Origin of the sequence: Aeoliella fuhlenseeensis, assembly GCF_052161615.1 — a bacterium.
Taxonomy (GTDB): domain Bacteria; phylum Planctomycetota; class Planctomycetia; order Pirellulales; family Lacipirellulaceae; genus Aeoliella.
On sequence record NZ_CP197417.1, the window covers coordinates 4,248,778 to 4,266,651 of the forward strand.

Below are 17,874 nucleotides of genomic sequence, written 5' to 3' on the forward strand. Positions count from 1 at the left end.
TGTGAACCCCTTGTTTTTACCAATCGCTGGCGGACCAAACCTGAGGCGCAAGCTGCGGGCTCCGTGCGGCAAAAGAGTTGAGTGGTGGTTTTTGCCTGTCGCCACAAAGCTTGGGTCGTGCCTTGGTCGCTACTACCGAGCCTGGGGAGGTTGCCGGTAGCTGGCTTGTGCTACTTGTGTATTGATTGCGGGCGGCGAAGTGGTCCGGTCGTGCCGAAGGTCCAACCCTCGGTAGGTCCGGTTTGCGGAAGGTTTCCATATTCCATCTCGCCACGCCGGAGTGCGCAATGCGAAGTCGTAGCCCAGTGCTCGCCTCTTCTATCTGTCCAATCAGTCTACGGGCCTTCACGCTCGTCGAGTTGCTGGTGGTGATCGCCATCATTGGCATTCTCGTCGCGCTACTTCTTCCCGCCGTCCAAGCCGCGCGAGAGTCCGCTCGCCGCGCGCAGTGCATCAGCCAACAGAAAAACCTGTCCCTGGCGATGCTCAACCACGAGTCGACCTACAAGCAGTGGCCATCGTCTGGGTGGTTTGGAAGCTGGACCGGCGACCCCGATCGTGGCAGCGGCGCCGATCAGCCGGGAAGTTGGCTTTTCTCCATTCTGCCATTCGTCGAGCAAGAACAACTGCACGACATGGGTTCCGGACTCACTGGTACCGCTAGGCAGGAGGCTCTCATTGCTCGCGATCAAATTCCGTTGAGCATCATGAATTGCCCTAGCCGCCGCGCAGCCAAGGCTTATCCGGCCGTAACGACCGGCGCAATTTCGGGGAGTGGTACTGGAACGACTACTATTACCTACAACGCACCTCAGCATGCCCGAGCGGACTACGCGGTGAATGTTGGAGATGTACCGCGGTCGGATGTCGACTGCCAAGCCCTCTCCCCGCGAGCGTACTACACAGACGCCACCCGCCCCGTCGGTTGGCCGCCGCGACTCACCACCTTCAACGGCATCTCCTACTGCGGTACGGCGGTGAAAATCAAAGCCGTTACCGATGGCCTCAGCAACACCATCTGCATCGGTGAGCGCTACTTGCCCACCGATAGCTACGACACGGGCACATGGATCGCCGACGACTGGAGCATGTACACCGGCTTCCAGGACGATTTGGCTCGCTCCACGTTCTACGACGGATATCAGCCTACCCACTTGCCTGCACCCGACACAACCATCAAATCCGAGTTCAAAGATACCAAGGTCAGCATGATCGTCGCTGGCACGGCCACCAACGTCACCGTCGAACCATGGCGTGAAGTGTTTGGCGGCCCCCACGCGGGCGGCGTGATTGTGGCCAAGTGCGACGGTTCGGTTGACTTAATTGAATACGACATCGATGCCCAGGTCTGGCGGCGACTAGGGCATCGATCGGATGAAGGAGCGGACGTGGTCATCAAGCGTCGGTCGAATTGATTCGAGCACCGGCACCCACGCGTTCCCCATCCCACCCGCCCATCAACACTTACCCAGAATGGGTAGCAGCGAAGCCTTTCCGCTGTCCCTCCTGCGCTGCCACACGTCGCTTCTTAAAGCGCACGGGGCATTGTGAAATCGTTCCCACCTTCGATACGCCCGTACGGTACCCCTATGTCCCAACGATCGTTCCAGTTGCGTCTAGCGTTGTTCGTCGCCTTCGGACTCCTGCCGAGCATCAGTTCGGCCATTAACTTCCTCTCGCCAAATGACCCCATCATCGCGATCGACACTGACGGCGGAACTCAAGCCGTTCCGCCCGCGAACGAGGGTGTGGCCAATTTGTTCGACAATAAGTTCGCGATGCCGGTCGCGGGTAGCCCCGATCCTGCGGTGGATGGCACCAAGTACCTAAACTTTGGCGGGGCCGGCTCGGGCGTGATCGTTACGCCGCAGCCGGGAACCATCGTGCAGGGACTCACCTACTACACCGCCAACGATGCAATGGACCGCGACCCCACCTCGTACTCGCTGTGGGGGACGAACGACAGCATCACCAGCCTCGCCAACGGTCGCGGGAACAACGAAAATTGGACCCTTATCTCCGCCGGTGCACTGGCTCCACCCACCGAACGATACGCAGCAGGCGAAATCGTCAACTTCGCCAACAACACCAGCTATAGTTCCTATCGCGTTGTATTTCCAACGGTTCGCACGGCAACGTCCATCTTTCAACTTGGCGAGTTGAGTCTGCTGGACGGCGGAGGGGTCGACGTGACCGATCCCAGCAACAGTGCCATCGCGATCGACTACATTCCCCCCGGAACGAGTGCCTCTCCCGCGGGCGAAGATGTCGCGAAAGCCATCGACCGCAATGTAGAAACCAAGTACTTGAACTCCGGCGCTCGTGCCGGCTCCGGGGGCACGAATGGTCGCAACAGCGGATTCATCGTGACGCCCGCCGCTGGAGCCACGGTCGTTAATGGCTTCCGGATCACTACCGCCAACGATCTCCCGGGCCGCGATCCCAGCAGCTACAAGCTCTACGGCACCAACGATGCCATCACCAGCGTGAATCACAGCGTGGGCGATGCCGAGAATTGGACGCTGATCGACGAGGGCACTCTCGAATTGCCGGAGGGCCGGTTTACGCCCAGCTCGATCATTCCCGTGGACAACCTTGGTGGCACTTCCTACACGTCCTATCGAATGGTGTTCCCTACGATTAAGGCCGTCACCAACCTTCCGATGCAGATCGCCGAAGTCGAACTGTTCGAAGCCGACGACGCCAAACTGGTAGTGAATCGCACGACTGGCACCGTCAGCATTCAAGCTGTGCAAAACGTGACGTTCGGCAGCTACGAAATTGCTTCGGGTTCGTTCGGTTCGCTAAAACCGGGAAGCTGGACGCCGATTTCCTCAAACAACTCCGCCGACCCCGACGGTTCGTGGGACGTAACCGGTGCTTCCTCCAACGAGCTGTTGTCGGAGACCGACACCGGGGCTGGTTTGTCTCTCTTGGCCGGGCAGAGCTACGTCCTGGGCAATATTTTTCAGCTCACTCCCTACGACGACCTTCGCTTCGAATTGTTCGCTCCTGGCGGTGAACTCTTATCCGAGACCGTCGAGTTCACCGGTGCGCCTATCACTTTTGGCGATTTCAATCGCTCCGGAAGCATCGACATTAGCGACTATCCCACGCTCGTCGCGGGCATGGGTGGCAAGTGGAGCGATCTATCGCTCGCCGAGTCGTACTTGAAAGGCGACATGGACGGCGACCTCGATACCGACATCAACGACTTCATCCTGTTTGTCGACGCGGCCGGCGGGTATCCAGCATTGTTTGGCACCGCCGTGCTAGTTCCCGAACCAAGCTCGGTGTTGCTTCTCGCCCTGCCGCTCGCGGCCTTAGCCCTCCGCCGCAGAATCCGACTTGCGTCGAGTCTGTCGGCCCTGGCGTTGTTTCTTGGAGTGGAGGGTGTCTCGCAGGCGCAGACCTACACAAGCTTGGGTGTGGCCACCGTCACCACGCCCGACACGGTAGAGAATGCGCAGTCAACACCCGTCAACCTGTTCGACGACGAGTTCCTCGACCTGGGGGGGGGCGCGAGCATCGACACCGAGCTCTTTTATTTCAACTACAACAACCCCGATCCCGAGATCAACGTCGGCCTACAATACGCTGGCCTCGGAGGAACGCCCAAGCGGTTATTCTTCAACTATGGATCGCCTGTAACGACCAACTCGTTTGCCTTCGCCCAGCGGGCGGGTGCCCTGCCCCGCGCCGACCGCGTGGGAACGTTTGAGTTCTGGTTCAGCGATACCGACTTCGGCTCGACTCTTCCCGAACGTCCTGCGGATTCGGTCACGCGTCTCGATCCGGACGACCCTCGACTGCTTGATAGCTACCTTCGCCCTTATGCGTTGCAGCAAGAGTTCACCGCCCAGTACATGGCGATGCGCATCACCATGTCCGAAGTCTCCGTCGGCCAAGCCGCCACGAACATCGGTGGCAACGAGTTCCGCTTCATGTACGGCACCTCCCCCATCGTGCTAGAGATCGACCGCTCGACCGGCGCCATGTCGCTGCACAACGACGAACCGAATGCCGCCGGCCTTACCATGAAGGCTTACGAAATTGAGAGCCCGATGGGTGGACTCGTCGGTAGTGCGTTCAATGGCCTCGGTGGCGACGTTCCCGCCTTCCCCGATGGCAATGGCACCGGATTCAACGGTTGGGATACGGGGGCCTCGAACAGCGCCTACCACCTCACCGAGTTAAACTTCAGCAGCACTTCCGTGCTCGCTGCCGGCATCAACAACCTGTCGCTCGGTGCGGCCTACAATTCCAGCGCCGATACCGGCGACGTCCTGTTCCGCTGGACCAACGAATTGGGCCATGTGTTTGACGGTGTCGTCCGCTATGTCGGCACCGCGCCGGAAAACGATCCGGGCGATTTCAACGCCGATGGCATCGTGAATCTCGCCGACTACACCGTCTGGCGGGATAACTTGGGGGGCGATGCCGCGGCCATTAACTTCAATGGTTCGGGCGGGGCAACCATCACCGCGGCCGACTACGGCGTGTGGAAGTCCAACTTTGGGACCAACTACGGAGCGCTCAGCGGATTGGCCGGGTCGTCCGTTGTTCCCGAACCCACCACCCTGGCCCTGTGCACGCTCGCCCTCGCGGCAGCCTGTATTGCTCGTCGTACTCGCGCCGTGGCGTAGTCCACTCCTACAACCCGCGTCCAACTGGCGTTGCGGCGACAATGAGTTCGGAGGGGCAGCCCGAGCAAGTTGCCGCCGCAACGCGCCAGTGGTCCAACCCCAGCAAAGCCATTTCCACCCAGTGGAACTGGCTTTTCGCGTTTCTTGGAGGCAGTTTCTACCGTGGGCGGGCGATTTTTCTCCGCATTTTTATCGCAAGACGAGCCATTTTTGGATTTCGGCCGCCCAAAAGTGCCTGCGGCGTACGTTAACTCTTTTTAGAATAAGGATCTCCCAACCGCTCCTGCGGTTCCCCCTAAGACTCGACCCTTCTGACTTACAATGCGTGTCGCTCGCTTGTGTTCTGCTGTGACCGCGATGCTGCTCGTCGCGCCCGCCCTACCCTGCTTTGCGGTGGCGCCCTCGCCACCGATCGATCTACGCACCAACGATGTTGCCACTCCAACGGGCACTGGAGGCGATACGTACTTCGGATGGCGAGTGGTGGACGCGGACGACAACGAAATCCAGACAAGCTGGCAGATCCTCGTTGCCTCGAATGCCGAGCTCCTGGCATCCAACCAGGGCGACGTGTGGGACAGCGGCAAGGTCGCCAGCCGCCAGCAAAACCACATTTCCTTTAAAGGCACCGAGCTACAGAGCGGCACGCGTTACTTTTGGAAAGTACGCACCTGGGACCGTGACAACCAATCGAGCAGCTGGTCCGACGCCGCACACTTCGATGTCGGGCTGCTCACGAACGGCGACTGGTCCGGGGCCCACTGGATACGTCGCAATTCGAACGACGTGGACGACTACACTCGTTTCCGTCGAGCATTCGAGTTAAGTAACGAACCAATCGAACGGGCGATCCTTTACGTCTCGGCGACGCACCGATTCGAACTCTACATCAATGGCCAGCTTGTGGGCAAAGGCCCCGCCTATCATTACCCCGACCGCCAGTACTACCACGCCTACGATGTCGGCAAGCTTCTGCGGCCCGGCAAAGAGAACCTCGTCGCCATCCGAACCCACTGGTTCGGCGGCGGGCAGGGACGACCAGCCGGTGCCCGGGGATTGATTTCAAAGTTGGTCGTTGAACACACCGATGGTCCTACGACCGTGATCGGTTCGGACGACACCTGGATTCAATCTCGCGACCCAGGTTGGCTACTTGTCGATCCGGTACAGCGCAACCGTGGCGAAGGGGTGGGCTACGTCGAGCGGATCGATGGCCGGCGGATGGAAAGCGATTGGTTCACGATCGACTACGACGATTCGACCTGGAAGCCCGCCGCGATCATTGGCCCGCATCCTGTTGCGCCGTGGACGGGCGTGTTACAGCCCGACCTGACACGGTTCGTCGAAACCCCCATCCAGCCAGTGTCGATCACCAAGCGTGGCGACCAAATTTACGTGGTCGATCTCGGCAAAGTGTGGGCAGGCATGCCTTGCGTGAAATTCGAAGGGGGCAAGTCGCCGACGCTGGTCACCATGCGCGGCGGCTACGAACTCAACGCCGCAGGCATCCTGCCAGCCGGAACGCGGGCTCAATCCACGAACATGGAGTACCGCGCGGTGCTCAGCGGAAAAGCGTTCGAGCACGTCCCCACCGAATACCTCGGTATGCGCTACTTCCAGCTCGACAACCCGCCGATGCCGGTGACCACCGACAATTTCCAGTTCATCGCGAGGCACATTGCTCTCGACGACGACGCATCGTCGTTCGAGTCATCGGACGAAACGCTTAACGCGGTGTGGGACTTGATGAAACACTCCATCTACACTTGCGCCCAAGAGGAGTTCGTCGACACGCCCACCCGTGAGAAAGGTGGCTTTCTAGGCGACGCGGCGATCCAGAGCACCGTCGCCATGCCCGTGTTTGGCGAGCGTGCACTTACTCAGCGCGTGATGCGCGAGTTTCTCGACTCGATGGATCGCTTCTGGTCCGCTCCCGAGGAGCGAGGCCGAATGAATGCCGTGTATCCCAACAACGATGGCGGCCGCGATATTCCCGATTTCACGCAGGCGTTCGCGCCGTGGGTGTGGAACTACTACCTCGAAACCGGCGATCGCGACTTCCTGGTGGAGAGCTGGCCCAAGCTGAAGGACATCGGCGGTTACCTCGATCGTCACATCGACGCCGAAACAGGTCTCGTCACGAAGCTGACTGGCGGCGGCGGTGCGTACGAGTTCGGCATCATCGACTGGCCCGCCAGCATGCGCGGCGGGTACGACATGGAAACCGACGCCCGCACCGTCATCAACGGCTGGGCGATCGCCGACTACCAAGCCCTGGCGCACATCGCCGAAGTGTTGGGCGATGCCGAAGGTGCCGCGACATATCGCCGCAAATCCGCCACCCTGGAGCAAGCGATCAACAAGCGTCTCATCGGCCACACCGGTCTCTACATGGATGGACTTCACGGCGACGGGACGCTCAGCGGTAACGCCTCGCAGCACGCCAATATTTTCCCGCTCGCCATTGGCATGGTACCGCCGGAACTCAAATCGGTGGTCACTGCGCGCGTTAACGAACTCGGCATGGGCGTCGGCATGGTCACCGTGTCGTGGCTCGTCAAAGCGCTGGGCGAAACCAAGCAAGGTCCCGCGCTGGTAGACCTCTACACCAATCCCAACCAACCTGGCTGGGCTCGCTGCCTCGATCGCGGAGCTACGGCGACTTGGGAAGCATGGAACGCCGACGAAACCGGCAATAGCCTGTCGCACGCTTGGGGAGCCGCCGGGCTCGAAGGCTACGTCCGCTACATCCTCGGCATCCGCCCCGTGAAAGCCCAGTACGAACTGGTGCGTATCGAGCCACTCGACTTCGGCACCCGACTTCCGTGGGCAAAAGGAACCATCGCGACCGATCGTGGACCTATCGCCGTCCACTGGCAAAGGTCGCCCAGCGAGTACTCGCTCGAAGTAACGCTACCCGTCAACGTGACCGCCGACTTGGTACTGCCACGCGGGAATGGCGACAAGCCGGTGGTGGAACTCGATGGCAAGGAGATCGCAGCGGAATTCGAGGGGGATTCGATAGTCGTGAGAGGAGTTGGATCGGGACAACACACCGCCATTCGCCGCAATTAGGACGCGGCAATTCGCGAATCCCCGCAGGCCACCAGATTCGCGATGCACATCGCCGGGCGATTTGGTCTAATAGCTAGCTCGGCCCCGCGCGGCCGATTTGCCCCCTTAGATTCTGCCCCAACGATTGCACAACCTCGAAGGAACGAGCATGGAACTGCCCAGCCGTATTCTCCCGCCTGCCGATGGCAACACGTACTCCGGCCTGTGGGACGGCGGGCCAATGCCCCGCGGTGCCAACGGCGACATCTTCATGCCACGTTCGCCCATCGATGGCCAGCCGACCTGCCAAATTCGCGCAGCGAGCCCCGAGCAGGTTGGCATGGCGGCTATGATGGCACAAACCACGTTTCGATACTGGCGCGAAGTCCCCGCGCCGCGGCGTGGCGAATTCGTGCGTGTGATTGGCGAGCTCGTTCGCGAGAATAAGAAGGAGCTTGCCGAGCTGATCACGCTCGAAGCCGGCAAGATTCGTGCCGAGGCCGAGGGCGAGATTCAAGAGTGGATCGACATTTGCGAATTCGCCGTCGGCCTATCGCGACAGCTTTACGGCCTGTCGATTGCCAGCGAACGCCCCGAACACACACTCGTCGAACGATGGCATCCGCTGGGCCCCGTGGGCGTCATCTCGGCGTTCAACTTTCCTGCCGCCGTTTGGGCGTGGAACGCGATGATCGGCCTCGTGTGTGGCGACCCCATCATTTGGAAACCCTCCGAGCAAACACCGCTCATCGCGCTGGCTTGCAATCAAATCGTCACGCTCGCCTCGGCACGCTTCGGCAGCGACGCCCCGTTCGGAATCTCCACACTCGTCATTGGCGGGGGTGACGTCGGCGCAGCCCTCGCCGGCGAACATCGCATCCCGTTGGTTTCGGCGACCGGCTCAACAGCGATGGGCCGTTCCGTGGCGCAGGTCGTTGCCGGCCGGCTCGGTCGCAGCCTTCTGGAACTCGGCGGCAACAATGGCATGATCGTCACCCCGTCGGCCGACCTCGACATCGCCGTCCGTGCGATCACGTTCGCCGCCGTTGGTACCTGCGGCCAACGTTGCACCAGTCTCCGCCGGTTGTTCGTTCACAAGAGCGTCTCGCAGAAACTCATTGAGCGGCTCAAGACCATCTACTCATCCCTCCCCATTGGCGACCCCCGCGACTCGACCACACTCGTCGGACCTTTGGTCAACGAGCGAGCGTTCGAAAGCATGCAGTCGGCTCTCGTCGCCGCGCACGATCAAGGTGGCAGGTTGCTGTGTGGTGGCGACCGGGTGACGAAGAACGTCCCCGCCGGCGGCGTCTACGTGCAGCCCGCGCTGGTGCAGCTTCCTATCCAGACCCCGGTGATGTACGACGAAACCTTCGCCCCGCTCACCTACATCGTCGAGTACGACAACTTCGACGACGCCATCGAGATGCACAACGCCGTGCCGCAAGGACTCAGCTCGGCCATCTTCTCGACCGACGTCCGCGAAGCCCATAAGTTCATGGGGCCGGCGGGCTCCGATTGTGGACTGGTGGGCGTGAACATCGGAACCAGCGGCGCCGAAATCGGCGGGGCTTTTGGTGGCGAGAAGGACACCGGCGGCGGACGCGAGAGCGGCTCCGATAGCTGGAAGCAGTACATGCGTCGGGCAACCTGCACGGTCAACTACGGCTCCGAACTACCGCTCGCCCAGGGCATCAAGTTCGGCGACGATGTCGCGTAAGACTCCGATGCCTCTCAATTGGGTAGGAACGCATTCAGACAGGAACGACTCATGGCGATATCCTTACGTGCCGCAATGGCGATCGTGTGCTTGGCAACCTGCGCGGCAACGTTGCTCGCCGCCGACCAATCAAAGGACCCCGAAGTCATCCTCCGCTCGGCGACCGATCGCATCAAAGCCGCGAATGCCTACACCGCCGACTTCGATCTCGAAGTTAAAGCCGGCCTCCCGGGTCAGGAGCTGGGCCGCTCGGTCAGCTACAAATTCGCCGCCGAGCGTCCCAATCGCTTCCTGTTCCTCCGTACCGATGGTGAGCTCGGCGCGACCATCGTTAGCGATGGAAAGAAGATGCTCAAGTACTCGCACGAGCTTCAGCAATACACCGAAGGCGCAGCGCCCGCGACGCTCGACGAGTTTAGCGATAGCCTCCCGGCTATGATGGCCCTCGAAGGGGGAATGGGAGGCTTTATGATGTCGCTGTTGGCGAGCGACCCCGCGGCCCGCCTCACACGGGGCGTAACGTCGAGCAACTACGTCGGCGTCGAAGTGTTCGAGGGCAACGAGTGCCACCGACTTCATTTCGAGACCGACGAGATCGCCTACGACATCTGGATCACCACCGGCGACGAACCCACGGTCCGCCGAGTGCTGCCCGATATGTCCAAGCTTCTGGGCAAGGAAGAAGAAGAGGCGGGCTTTAAATTGGAACTGTCGTTCCGCGCGAAAAACTGGAACTTCGCGCCCGAAGTTACCAACGAAACCTTCACCTTCACACCCCCTGGCGGAGCCGAACTTGTCGAAGAGTTCGCCGCGCTGGTCCCCGCCCCCGTCGAACCTCCCGTGGTCAGCGTCCACCCGCTGATCGGCCAGCCCGCGCCGGCCTTCGCGGCGGTTCAGCTTGATGGCGAGAGTTCGTTCGAACTTAAGCAGGCCCTCGGGAAGAAGGTGATCGTGCTCGACTTCTGGGCCACCTGGTGCCCACCGTGCGTGGCGGGATTGCCAAAGCTCGCGGAGGTGGCCTCCGACTTCAAAGACAAGCCCGTCAGCGTGTTCGCCATCAACGTCGGCGAAGAGGCCGACGCCATCAACGAGTTCCTCAAAGAGAACGAGATCGAACTCTCCGTCCTCCGCGACGCGGGCGAGGTCGCCGAGAAGTACCAAGTCTCGGGCATCCCGCAGACCGTGCTCATCGGCCTCGACGGCCGGGTGCACGTGGTGCACGTTGGCCTGCCGAACGATCTGAAAGCCGAACTCACCACTCAGATCAACGCACTGCTGGAGCGCGAAGACCTCGCCGCCAAAGAACTCGCCAAGACGCAGCCCAAAGCTGACTCCGACGAGGCTTCGGAAGAACCTTCCAAGGACGAACCGGCCGGCGACCAGCCCGACGCGGAAAAACCCGCGGACGAACCCAACGCGCCGTAGGCCACCTTGTTAGCCCGCATGCTTCAGCGGTTCGACCACCAGGATGTCGTCCGACATCGGGTCTTCGCGAACAATGCGGAATGTCTTCGGCGGGTCGCGGCGATCACGGACAAAGCCACGTGTCGCGGCACGAAGGAACGGCGCGAACTCCGCGGCCGGGCCCTCGGTAAAGCTCGCTTCGAGCGTCTCCAGCAGTTCGTCGTACATCATGCCGCTGCGGAAGATGAATTGGTACGCCTGCTTGATCTCGTTGCGTTCGTCCGGCGTGACTCCCGCGCGGCGAAGCCCCACGCGATTGAGGCCGACGATCATGTTGCTCTCGCCGTCGACCATCATGAAGGGTGGCACGTCCTGGTCGAGCCGCGCGAGGCCCCCGACCATTGCCACGCGGCCGATGTTGCAGTGCTGATGCACCGCGGCGCCGCCACCCAGGCACGCACGATCGCCAACCGTCACATGGCCACCCAACAGAACGTTGTTCGTGAGTATCACGTTATTGCCGACGATGCAGTCGTGGGCGACGTGCGAGCCCACCATCAGCAGGCAATCGCTGCCAATAATGGTCGCGCTTTCGGGCACGAACGCCCGATGGACGGTGATGTTCTCGCGGAACACGTTGCGATCGCCCACTACGAGCCGGCCAGGGTTTTCGGGCTGGCGCAGGTGCTGTGGCAGACCGCCGAGTACCGCCCCCTCGCACACCAGATTGTCCGATCCCAGGGTCGTGCCCCGTTTAACGGTCGAACGCGCTAGCAAGGTACACCGGTCGCCAACTTCCACGCCGTCTTCGACGACGACAAAAGGTCCGATATTCACGTCCGTGCCTAACTTGGCGCTCGGACTTACCTCAGCAAGCGGGTGGATCGTCACAGGTGGGCCCCCTCGGTTGGTCGGCCGGTAGCGCGCAGTGATTACGCGGTCGGCCTGGTGCAGGTTGCTGTCGCAATCGCTAGCATTTTGCGGGAATGCTCGCGGTTGCCGAGGTCACCCGGCGTCGGGCTCCTCGTCATGCTTGGTTATCGGACTCGCCAAACACACCCCCTTAGCCGAAGGTAGCGATTTTACCCAATCAACGAATCGCACCGTTTGGCCGACACGCCGGGTGGTCCATCGGGCCCTCGCTTGCTAGCATGAACCAGTTGCCCCTGACCACGTTACTGGATGCGAGACTCTGCGATGCCCACCGCCATTGAACTCTACAACGAAGGCGATCAACTCAAGGCCGCCGGCAAGCTGGACGAAGCCGTCGCGAAGTTCGAAGCGAGCCTCGCCGCCGACCCCACGTACCTCGTCGCTCACTCGGCACTCGCGGTCACCTTGCAGCGTCTCGGCAAGCAGGAAGAAGCCATCGCCCACGCCCAGAAAGCGTGCGAACTCGGCCCCGACGACCCGTTCAACTTCACCGCGATGAGCGTCACCTACCAGCGCGCCTACGCCGCCACCGGCGAAATGAAATACATCCCCCTCGCCGAAGAAGCGATGGAGAAGAGCCGCATCCTGCAAGCAGGACGCTAATTGTCTAGCGCGAATTAGCCCACTTCTTGCCTATTCGCCGCCCCTCCTGCGAGCATCCCCAGCCGCAAAAATCTGCAAAAGTTCGCGGGCGAAACAATGTGAGCCCGCCGGTCCACGCATTCGGGAGGGGCGGGCTCACTAGGTTTTATGGTTCGCCGGCTATCTCAGCCTTGCGGCTTGAGCACGCGCTTTTGCACGTCGGTTTCTAGCACGCCGAATGCCTGCTCGTGCCTCTGCACCGACAGATGCAGCGCCTGCAGCATTCGCTTGGCGGTGAAGTAGTTGGTGACGATCCGCTGCTTCACTTCTACCGGCTCGGTCGGCATGCCATAAGGCTGCGAGTTAAGACCGAAGTCGAGGATCAACTCCTCCGGCGTGCCAGTCACGCGGCAAAAGTTGGCGTAGGTGCAGATGGCGTTCTTGTCCACCACCTCAACCCGAGTCCGCTGCTGGGCTTCGGCTCCCTCGCCGGGCTTGGTTTCTTCCTTGACGGGCTTATCGGCCATCGGTGATCTCCCTGTTCGTTCTTTTGAAAACAGACAACGGTGCGAGCGTGGCTCCGCCACCCTGCCCGACCAAAGGTGGTCGGCGCTAAACCGTAATTTTACGCGATAAGAACAGCTCGCGCCCAGCGGCCAAAACCACTAGTCGTCATTCACAGGCCGGATTCGCAGGATCACACTCTCACCCACCAGCGGACTCTCGTAGGTGTCGAGGCGGCGAAGCTCTAAACCGCGAAGCAAGCCGTAGTGCCGCGCTTCGCCCCGTTCGTCGACCCAACTCTTTCCTTTTACCAACAGCAGCTGGTCGAACGCGGTCCAGTGCGGCGCGAGCCACGTCAGCAACTTCTTCAGCGACGCCACACCACGTGCAACCAGGGTGCCCTGTGTCGTGATCTCAAGTACTTGCTCAGCACGCGCGGGATACACCTTTACCGGCAGTCCTAGCGTAGCGACCATGTCTTCGAGCACGCGGGCTTTCTTACCCACCGAGTCGCACACCGACACCGTGAGGTCGGGCCGCAAGATCGCCAGTGGCAAGCCTGGCACGCCACCACCCGAACCGATGTCGAGCACGCGGTCCCCCGATTCCAAGTGGGCCGCAAGCTTTACCGTGTCGAGCAGATCGCGGGCCGCAAACTTTTCGAAGGTCGTATGCCGCGTAAGGTTGATCTTCTCGTTCCAATCCCACAGCACCTGGCGATACGCGTCGAGCATGTCGATGCGGTCTGCGGGGATGTCGAGGCCCGCCCACGCGATGGCTTCTGCGAGCGAGGTGGCTTGCTGGGGATCGTTATCTTCGGTCGAATCGTTCATAACCGCCTAATGTCCCATGTTCGCCCCCCAGTGACAACGCCCCAAAACGACGCCCTATGAACGGCCTTTTGCACCTCAATAAACCAGCCGGCTGGACCTCACGCGACGCGGTGAATCGCATCCAGCGGCTTGCCAAGCCGGCGAAGGTCGGCCACGCCGGGACGCTCGACCCGCTGGCGACTGGGGTCCTGGTGATCTGCGTTGGCCAAGCCACGCGGCTAATTGAGTACGTCCAAAGGCAGCCCAAACAGTACCTTGCCACTTTCCGCCTCGGGGTCACCAGCGCGAGCGACGATACCGAGCTCGAACTCACGGCCGTACCCGACGCCCCCATCCCTACGCGCGAAGCCATCGAAGCCGCGCTGCCACAGTTCGTCGGCGAAATCCAACAGCGTCCTCCCGCGTACTCGGCCATCAAGGTCGATGGCCGCCGGGCGTACGACTCTGCACGGCGTGGCGATCTGATGGAGCTCGCCCCCCGGCCCGTCACTATCTACTCGATCGAACTCATTCGCTACGAGTATCCCGAACTCGTGCTCGACATCCGTTGTGGCAGCGGTACCTACATCCGTTCGCTCGGCCGCGACCTTGCCGAGTCGCTCGGCACCGGCGCGGTGATGAGCGGTCTGGTCCGCACGGCGATTGGTGAGTTCCGATTAGAGACTGCCGCGAAGGTCGACGACGTGATGGCCGGCAAGCTGAAGGACTTCCTCCAGCCACCCTTTACCGCACTTGCGAACGTGCCACGGTTCGAAGTCACTCCCGAGCAAGCGATTGCCCTGCGGCAGGGCAAGTTCATGGAACTACCCGAGCTCGACCGCGACACGCCGGAATACGCCGCTCTGGACCTAGAAGGCCACCTGGTCGCTATAGTGATTCCTCGCGCCAGCGTCTGGGGCCCGAAGCTCGTCTTCGCACCCGGTTAGCGGATGGTTCGTCGATCTCGGATAGCACCGCTCGCCAAATTGTGGGAGGCCTCTCTGAGGCCGAAAATCGGGGTCGGAGACCCCTCCCACAGCACCATCGACAGGCAATCGCGATCAGTTAACCCCGAGCCAGGCGACGACGTAACGCCAAGCCCACAGCGCCAGCGATTACGACCATCGCGATCGACGACGGCTCGGGAATTAGATCGAACGTTAGATTATCGACACCACCCGAGCTCCAGCCATTGGGAATCTCGCCGCGGTACTTGAATTCAATGCTCACGACATTTTGATCGTCGAGATTGAGGTCGGCTACGGTCGTGTAGTCGTCGGCGTTCCCTTCAATTCCATCGCCGCCGGGGCCCTCGCCATCCTGCCCCATGATGGTGTTGAGCACCAGCGTATCGAAGCCATTCCCCATCCCGAGGTCGTCGATAATATCCCACGTCCAACGTTCGGGAACCGTGATGATGCGCGAGCCGCCATGAACGTCGGTGAGAATCACGTCCATCTCAAAACCAACGTCGGCATCGACGATGTCCACTGAAATGGGAGCGATCGGCTGAAGGAACGTGAACACGATGCTTCCGGGATCTGGATCACGAGTATCGTCGGGATTGTTGAACACGTAGCCGTTCGCGCCCGCACCCGTATTCGTCTTGTTCGGACTTCGAAAATCTTGAAGCGTCAGGATGTTGCCGCGATTCACCAAGAGATCCAAATCGGGATCTCCAAGCGTGGCACCAAGGCCACCGGGTGTGGTATCAAATATCACGGCACCCTTATGCGTGGTCGAGCCCTGCTGCGTACTGATGGCCACGATGTTGCCGAACTCGGCAACGGGGTCCCCTGGTTGGGCATCCGTCGCCGGATTGGTGGCGATCACCTGACCGTGAACGAGCGACTTCCCGCCATCGTCGGTCGTGAAGTCGAGCGTAACAATGGCCGCTTGGCTAGGGGCGAACATCGCAAAAGAAGTGAAGGCGCATAACGCCACGACCGCCTGGCTCCAAGTCCGCTTCATTAAACGACTCCCTGTTGTCTATCCAGCGAGCGATTGACGATTCCCCGGAGCCCCACCGGACTCCTCCCCAAAAACAGAATCCCCAACCCTCGCCGATCCCCGGTAGCAAGCGTGAATCCTACCGCCGCGGGGTGGCACTTGGCAAGCGATTGGGGGGAATTCACTTCCGGAGAGAGAAAACAGCGTTACCACGTAGGGGAAACCAGTAGTGCCGACGGATTCGCACCCTGCCTCCAGCCAGCAAGTTGCCTGGAGCTAGCAGAATTACGCCTACTGCCCTGTCTCCGACTCCGCCGGCTCGGCTTCCCCTGGTGGATGCGCACGGACGGCCTGCGCCAGCAGCGTCGTCACCATGACGATCGCGATGAGCGTCAGTAGCTCGAACGGACCTAGAAATGTCGCCCATCGTGGTACGGGACCGCGTAGCACGTAGTCCTTGAGCAGACCATCAAATACCAATCGCAGAAGTACCGGGTAGAGAATCAACACCGCCGAGATAAACCAGAATCTCTTCGCCGCATTGGCATAAAACGGGCTCGCCAACAGCGCCAGCGGGACGGTGAACACCGCCAAATCCGAGGGATAGAAGCTCGGGCCACAACAGTAATTGCCTGAAACTCTATGGATCTCCGCGTGGCCAATCGCGAAGACCAGGACGAACATGGGGGCGTAGGCCAGGCAACTGATAACTGCCAATAGGTATCCGATCAGACGGTACACTTCGGCGACTCCCACATGGCCCTTGATCGCGACCTCGCGAAATGGTTCGTACAGAGGACAACGAGTATTCCCCGGGGTTCAAAGCCACTCCGCCCCCCCGTAATCTATCCCTCCCTTACTCAAAGTGCCGCGAGGACCCACGTAGCTGGCATGTAGCTTTTCTCGACTTTAGTAAAATGTCCGTTTTGCTCAAACCAAAATGCGTCGATGGGATGAGAAAACACGGTCGAGCCTGCCATCTCGCATGGAGAAGGCAAAGATTTGACGGCCGGGCAACCGATCTCCTCCACAACAGACTACTTCAGGGACGGAGGGCTGCATGTTTAAATCGCTCAGTCGCGTTTGGAGTCCGAAACTCGCCGGGCTCTTGATTCTCGTCGCGTCGTGTTCACCCGTCCAAGCCGAGAGCGACGACTGCTCGACGGGTCGCGGGATGTACATGAGCGTCTTTGGCGGCGGCGGCTCATCCCACATCGGAAGCATCGACCAAATGGGGACGGCCTATTTCACGGAGGCCGAAGGCGGCCCGATGGCGGTAAACGCCCTTGGCAGCTCGGGGAATGACGGGGTGGGACTGGTCGGCCTGAACATTGGTCATGAATGGTCGAGCGGTGCACCGGAAGGGTGCTGGGGATTGCTGCCTGCTGTGGAACTCGAAGCGATGTATCTCAGCGGCACGCCAAGTGGGCAACTAACCAACGACACGGTGAGACTACCCGAACATCTGTTCGAAGACTCCTTCCCGATGGACAACATCGCCGTGCTGGGGAATGGCGTCGTCAGTTTCCAGACGCCTCTCGCGAACTTTTACCCGTACGTGGGCCTCGGTCTGGGCTTCACCAACGTGAAGATCAATGGGGCGACCTCCACCCAGCTAGATCCCGCAGAGCCGGGCGTGAATCATTTCAACTCGAACCCGAACTCGTCCGCTCTGGGCCTATCCGCGCAATTCAAGGCCGGTTTCCGCTTCAATCTAACCGAGCGCATGTACCTGTTCACCGAGTATCGTTATCTCTACGTCGGATCGACGACCCACACCTTCGGTTCCACCAACTATCCAACGCACGCGGCCACTTCTCCTTGGGCAGTTCAACTCAAAGACATGAACTATCACCTGGCAGTAGGCGGCATCGGATTCGATTTCTGATTGGGCGAGAACTGACATATCGAACCCGGCATAAACAAGTCGAGCTTGCCCGTCTCGACGTCCCACACCTGGATGCGGCCGAACTACGCAGTTCGTCGTCGCTAAAGCCCGTGTAGACGGCCAGATGCTTGGCGTCGGGTGAGCAACTCAGACGCGCGACGGTTGGATCGTACCAGCTATCGATCTCCCCCACACCGGCCATGATGTTGAATTGCCTTACTGGTTTGACATTGTCCGGCTCGGCTTTGCCCAGTTCGTAGAGCCGAACGCCGTACACTTGGTCGTACGTGTCACAATAAACGCCAACGGCCAGTTGCTTGCCATCGAGCGAATACGCGACGCTACGAGCCCCTTCGAACTGTGCGACTTGCTTGCCTCCAT

13 protein-coding genes are annotated in these 17,874 nt (G+C 60.7%); 8 read left to right on the forward strand and 5 right to left on the reverse strand.

Annotated features, from left to right (window positions below; translation table 11 throughout):
- Positions 1-287 precede the first annotated feature (287 nt).
- From SH292x_RS16605 to SH292x_RS16625, 5 genes are all read left to right on the forward strand, one after another.
- The gene (locus tag SH292x_RS16605) at positions 288-1,415 is read left to right on the forward strand and encodes a DUF1559 family PulG-like putative transporter (protein WP_442482130.1); all 1,128 of its coding nucleotides are present in this window, start codon (positions 288-290) and stop codon (positions 1,413-1,415) included.
- Positions 1,416-1,589: 174 nt separating this feature from the next.
- A complete protein-coding gene (locus tag SH292x_RS16610; RefSeq protein WP_442482131.1) occupies positions 1,590-4,646 on the forward strand; it encodes a PEP-CTERM sorting domain-containing protein in 3,057 nt (1,018 codons plus the stop codon).
- A gap of 321 nt (positions 4,647-4,967) precedes the next feature.
- Positions 4,968-7,721 (forward strand): alpha-L-rhamnosidase-related protein, encoded by a 2,754-nt coding sequence (locus SH292x_RS16615; RefSeq protein ID WP_442482132.1) that lies wholly within the window; start codon positions 4,968-4,970, stop codon positions 7,719-7,721.
- Between the two features lie 148 nt (positions 7,722-7,869).
- Positions 7,870-9,420, forward strand: coding sequence for an L-piperidine-6-carboxylate dehydrogenase (gene amaB, locus SH292x_RS16620; RefSeq protein ID WP_442482133.1), 1,551 nt, complete (start codon positions 7,870-7,872; stop codon positions 9,418-9,420).
- 51 nt (positions 9,421-9,471) lie between these two features.
- Complete coding sequence (locus tag SH292x_RS16625) at positions 9,472-10,845, forward strand: DUF2092 domain-containing protein (protein WP_442482134.1); 1,374 nt, start codon at positions 9,472-9,474, stop codon at positions 10,843-10,845.
- Between the two features lie 9 nt (positions 10,846-10,854).
- Here SH292x_RS16625 and lpxA read toward each other — a convergent pair whose 3' ends face one another.
- On the reverse strand, positions 10,855-11,715 hold the full coding sequence (lpxA, locus tag SH292x_RS16630; protein WP_442482135.1) for an acyl-ACP--UDP-N-acetylglucosamine O-acyltransferase: 861 nt from the start codon (positions 11,713-11,715) through the stop codon (positions 10,855-10,857).
- Positions 11,716-12,021: 306 nt separating this feature from the next.
- Between lpxA and SH292x_RS16635 the strand changes: the two genes are divergently transcribed.
- A complete protein-coding gene (locus SH292x_RS16635) occupies positions 12,022-12,360 on the forward strand; it encodes a tetratricopeptide repeat protein (protein WP_442482136.1) in 339 nt (112 codons plus the stop codon).
- A 164-nt stretch (positions 12,361-12,524) separates the two neighbouring features.
- Here SH292x_RS16635 and SH292x_RS16640 read toward each other — a convergent pair whose 3' ends face one another.
- Complete coding sequence (locus tag SH292x_RS16640; protein ID WP_442482137.1) at positions 12,525-12,866, reverse strand: DUF3467 domain-containing protein; 342 nt, start codon at positions 12,864-12,866, stop codon at positions 12,525-12,527.
- A gap of 138 nt (positions 12,867-13,004) precedes the next feature.
- Complete coding sequence (gene rsmG, locus SH292x_RS16645; protein WP_442482138.1) at positions 13,005-13,676, reverse strand: 16S rRNA (guanine(527)-N(7))-methyltransferase RsmG; 672 nt, start codon at positions 13,674-13,676, stop codon at positions 13,005-13,007.
- A gap of 56 nt (positions 13,677-13,732) precedes the next feature.
- Between rsmG and truB the strand changes: the two genes are divergently transcribed.
- Entirely contained in the window at positions 13,733-14,602 is an 870-nt protein-coding gene (truB, locus tag SH292x_RS16650) for a tRNA pseudouridine(55) synthase TruB (RefSeq protein ID WP_442482139.1), read from the forward strand.
- Positions 14,603-14,720: 118 nt separating this feature from the next.
- Here truB and SH292x_RS16655 read toward each other — a convergent pair whose 3' ends face one another.
- Together SH292x_RS16655 and SH292x_RS16660 are read right to left on the reverse strand one after the other, a co-directional pair.
- Positions 14,721-15,626, reverse strand: a complete 906-nt coding sequence (locus SH292x_RS16655; RefSeq protein WP_442482140.1) for a PEP-CTERM sorting domain-containing protein — start codon at positions 15,624-15,626, stop codon at positions 14,721-14,723.
- Positions 15,627-15,896: 270 nt separating this feature from the next.
- Positions 15,897-16,346 (reverse strand): hypothetical protein, encoded by a 450-nt coding sequence (locus SH292x_RS16660; protein WP_442482141.1) that lies wholly within the window; start codon positions 16,344-16,346, stop codon positions 15,897-15,899.
- Between the two features lie 319 nt (positions 16,347-16,665).
- Between SH292x_RS16660 and SH292x_RS16665 the strand changes: the two genes are divergently transcribed.
- Positions 16,666-17,493 (forward strand): outer membrane protein, encoded by an 828-nt coding sequence (locus SH292x_RS16665; RefSeq protein ID WP_442482142.1) that lies wholly within the window; start codon positions 16,666-16,668, stop codon positions 17,491-17,493.
- Positions 17,494-17,874 lie beyond the last annotated feature (381 nt).

Coding starts and splice junctions, on each gene's coding strand:
- SH292x_RS16615 (WP_442482132.1), top strand. CDS start 4,968: ATGCGTGTCGCTCGCTTGTGTTCTGCTGTGACCGCGATGCTGCTCGTC.
- rsmG (WP_442482138.1), bottom strand. CDS start 13,676: ATGAACGATTCGACCGAAGATAACGATCCCCAGCAAGCCACCTCGCTC.
- SH292x_RS16605 (WP_442482130.1), top strand. CDS start 288: ATGCGAAGTCGTAGCCCAGTGCTCGCCTCTTCTATCTGTCCAATCAGT.
- SH292x_RS16610 (WP_442482131.1), top strand. CDS start 1,590: ATGTCCCAACGATCGTTCCAGTTGCGTCTAGCGTTGTTCGTCGCCTTC.
- truB (WP_442482139.1), top strand. CDS start 13,733: ATGAACGGCCTTTTGCACCTCAATAAACCAGCCGGCTGGACCTCACGC.
- SH292x_RS16640 (WP_442482137.1), bottom strand. CDS start 12,866: ATGGCCGATAAGCCCGTCAAGGAAGAAACCAAGCCCGGCGAGGGAGCC.
- SH292x_RS16655 (WP_442482140.1), bottom strand. CDS start 15,626: ATGAAGCGGACTTGGAGCCAGGCGGTCGTGGCGTTATGCGCCTTCACT.
- amaB (WP_442482133.1), top strand. CDS start 7,870: ATGGAACTGCCCAGCCGTATTCTCCCGCCTGCCGATGGCAACACGTAC.
- SH292x_RS16665 (WP_442482142.1), top strand. CDS start 16,666: ATGTTTAAATCGCTCAGTCGCGTTTGGAGTCCGAAACTCGCCGGGCTC.
- SH292x_RS16635 (WP_442482136.1), top strand. CDS start 12,022: ATGCCCACCGCCATTGAACTCTACAACGAAGGCGATCAACTCAAGGCC.
- SH292x_RS16625 (WP_442482134.1), top strand. CDS start 9,472: ATGGCGATATCCTTACGTGCCGCAATGGCGATCGTGTGCTTGGCAACC.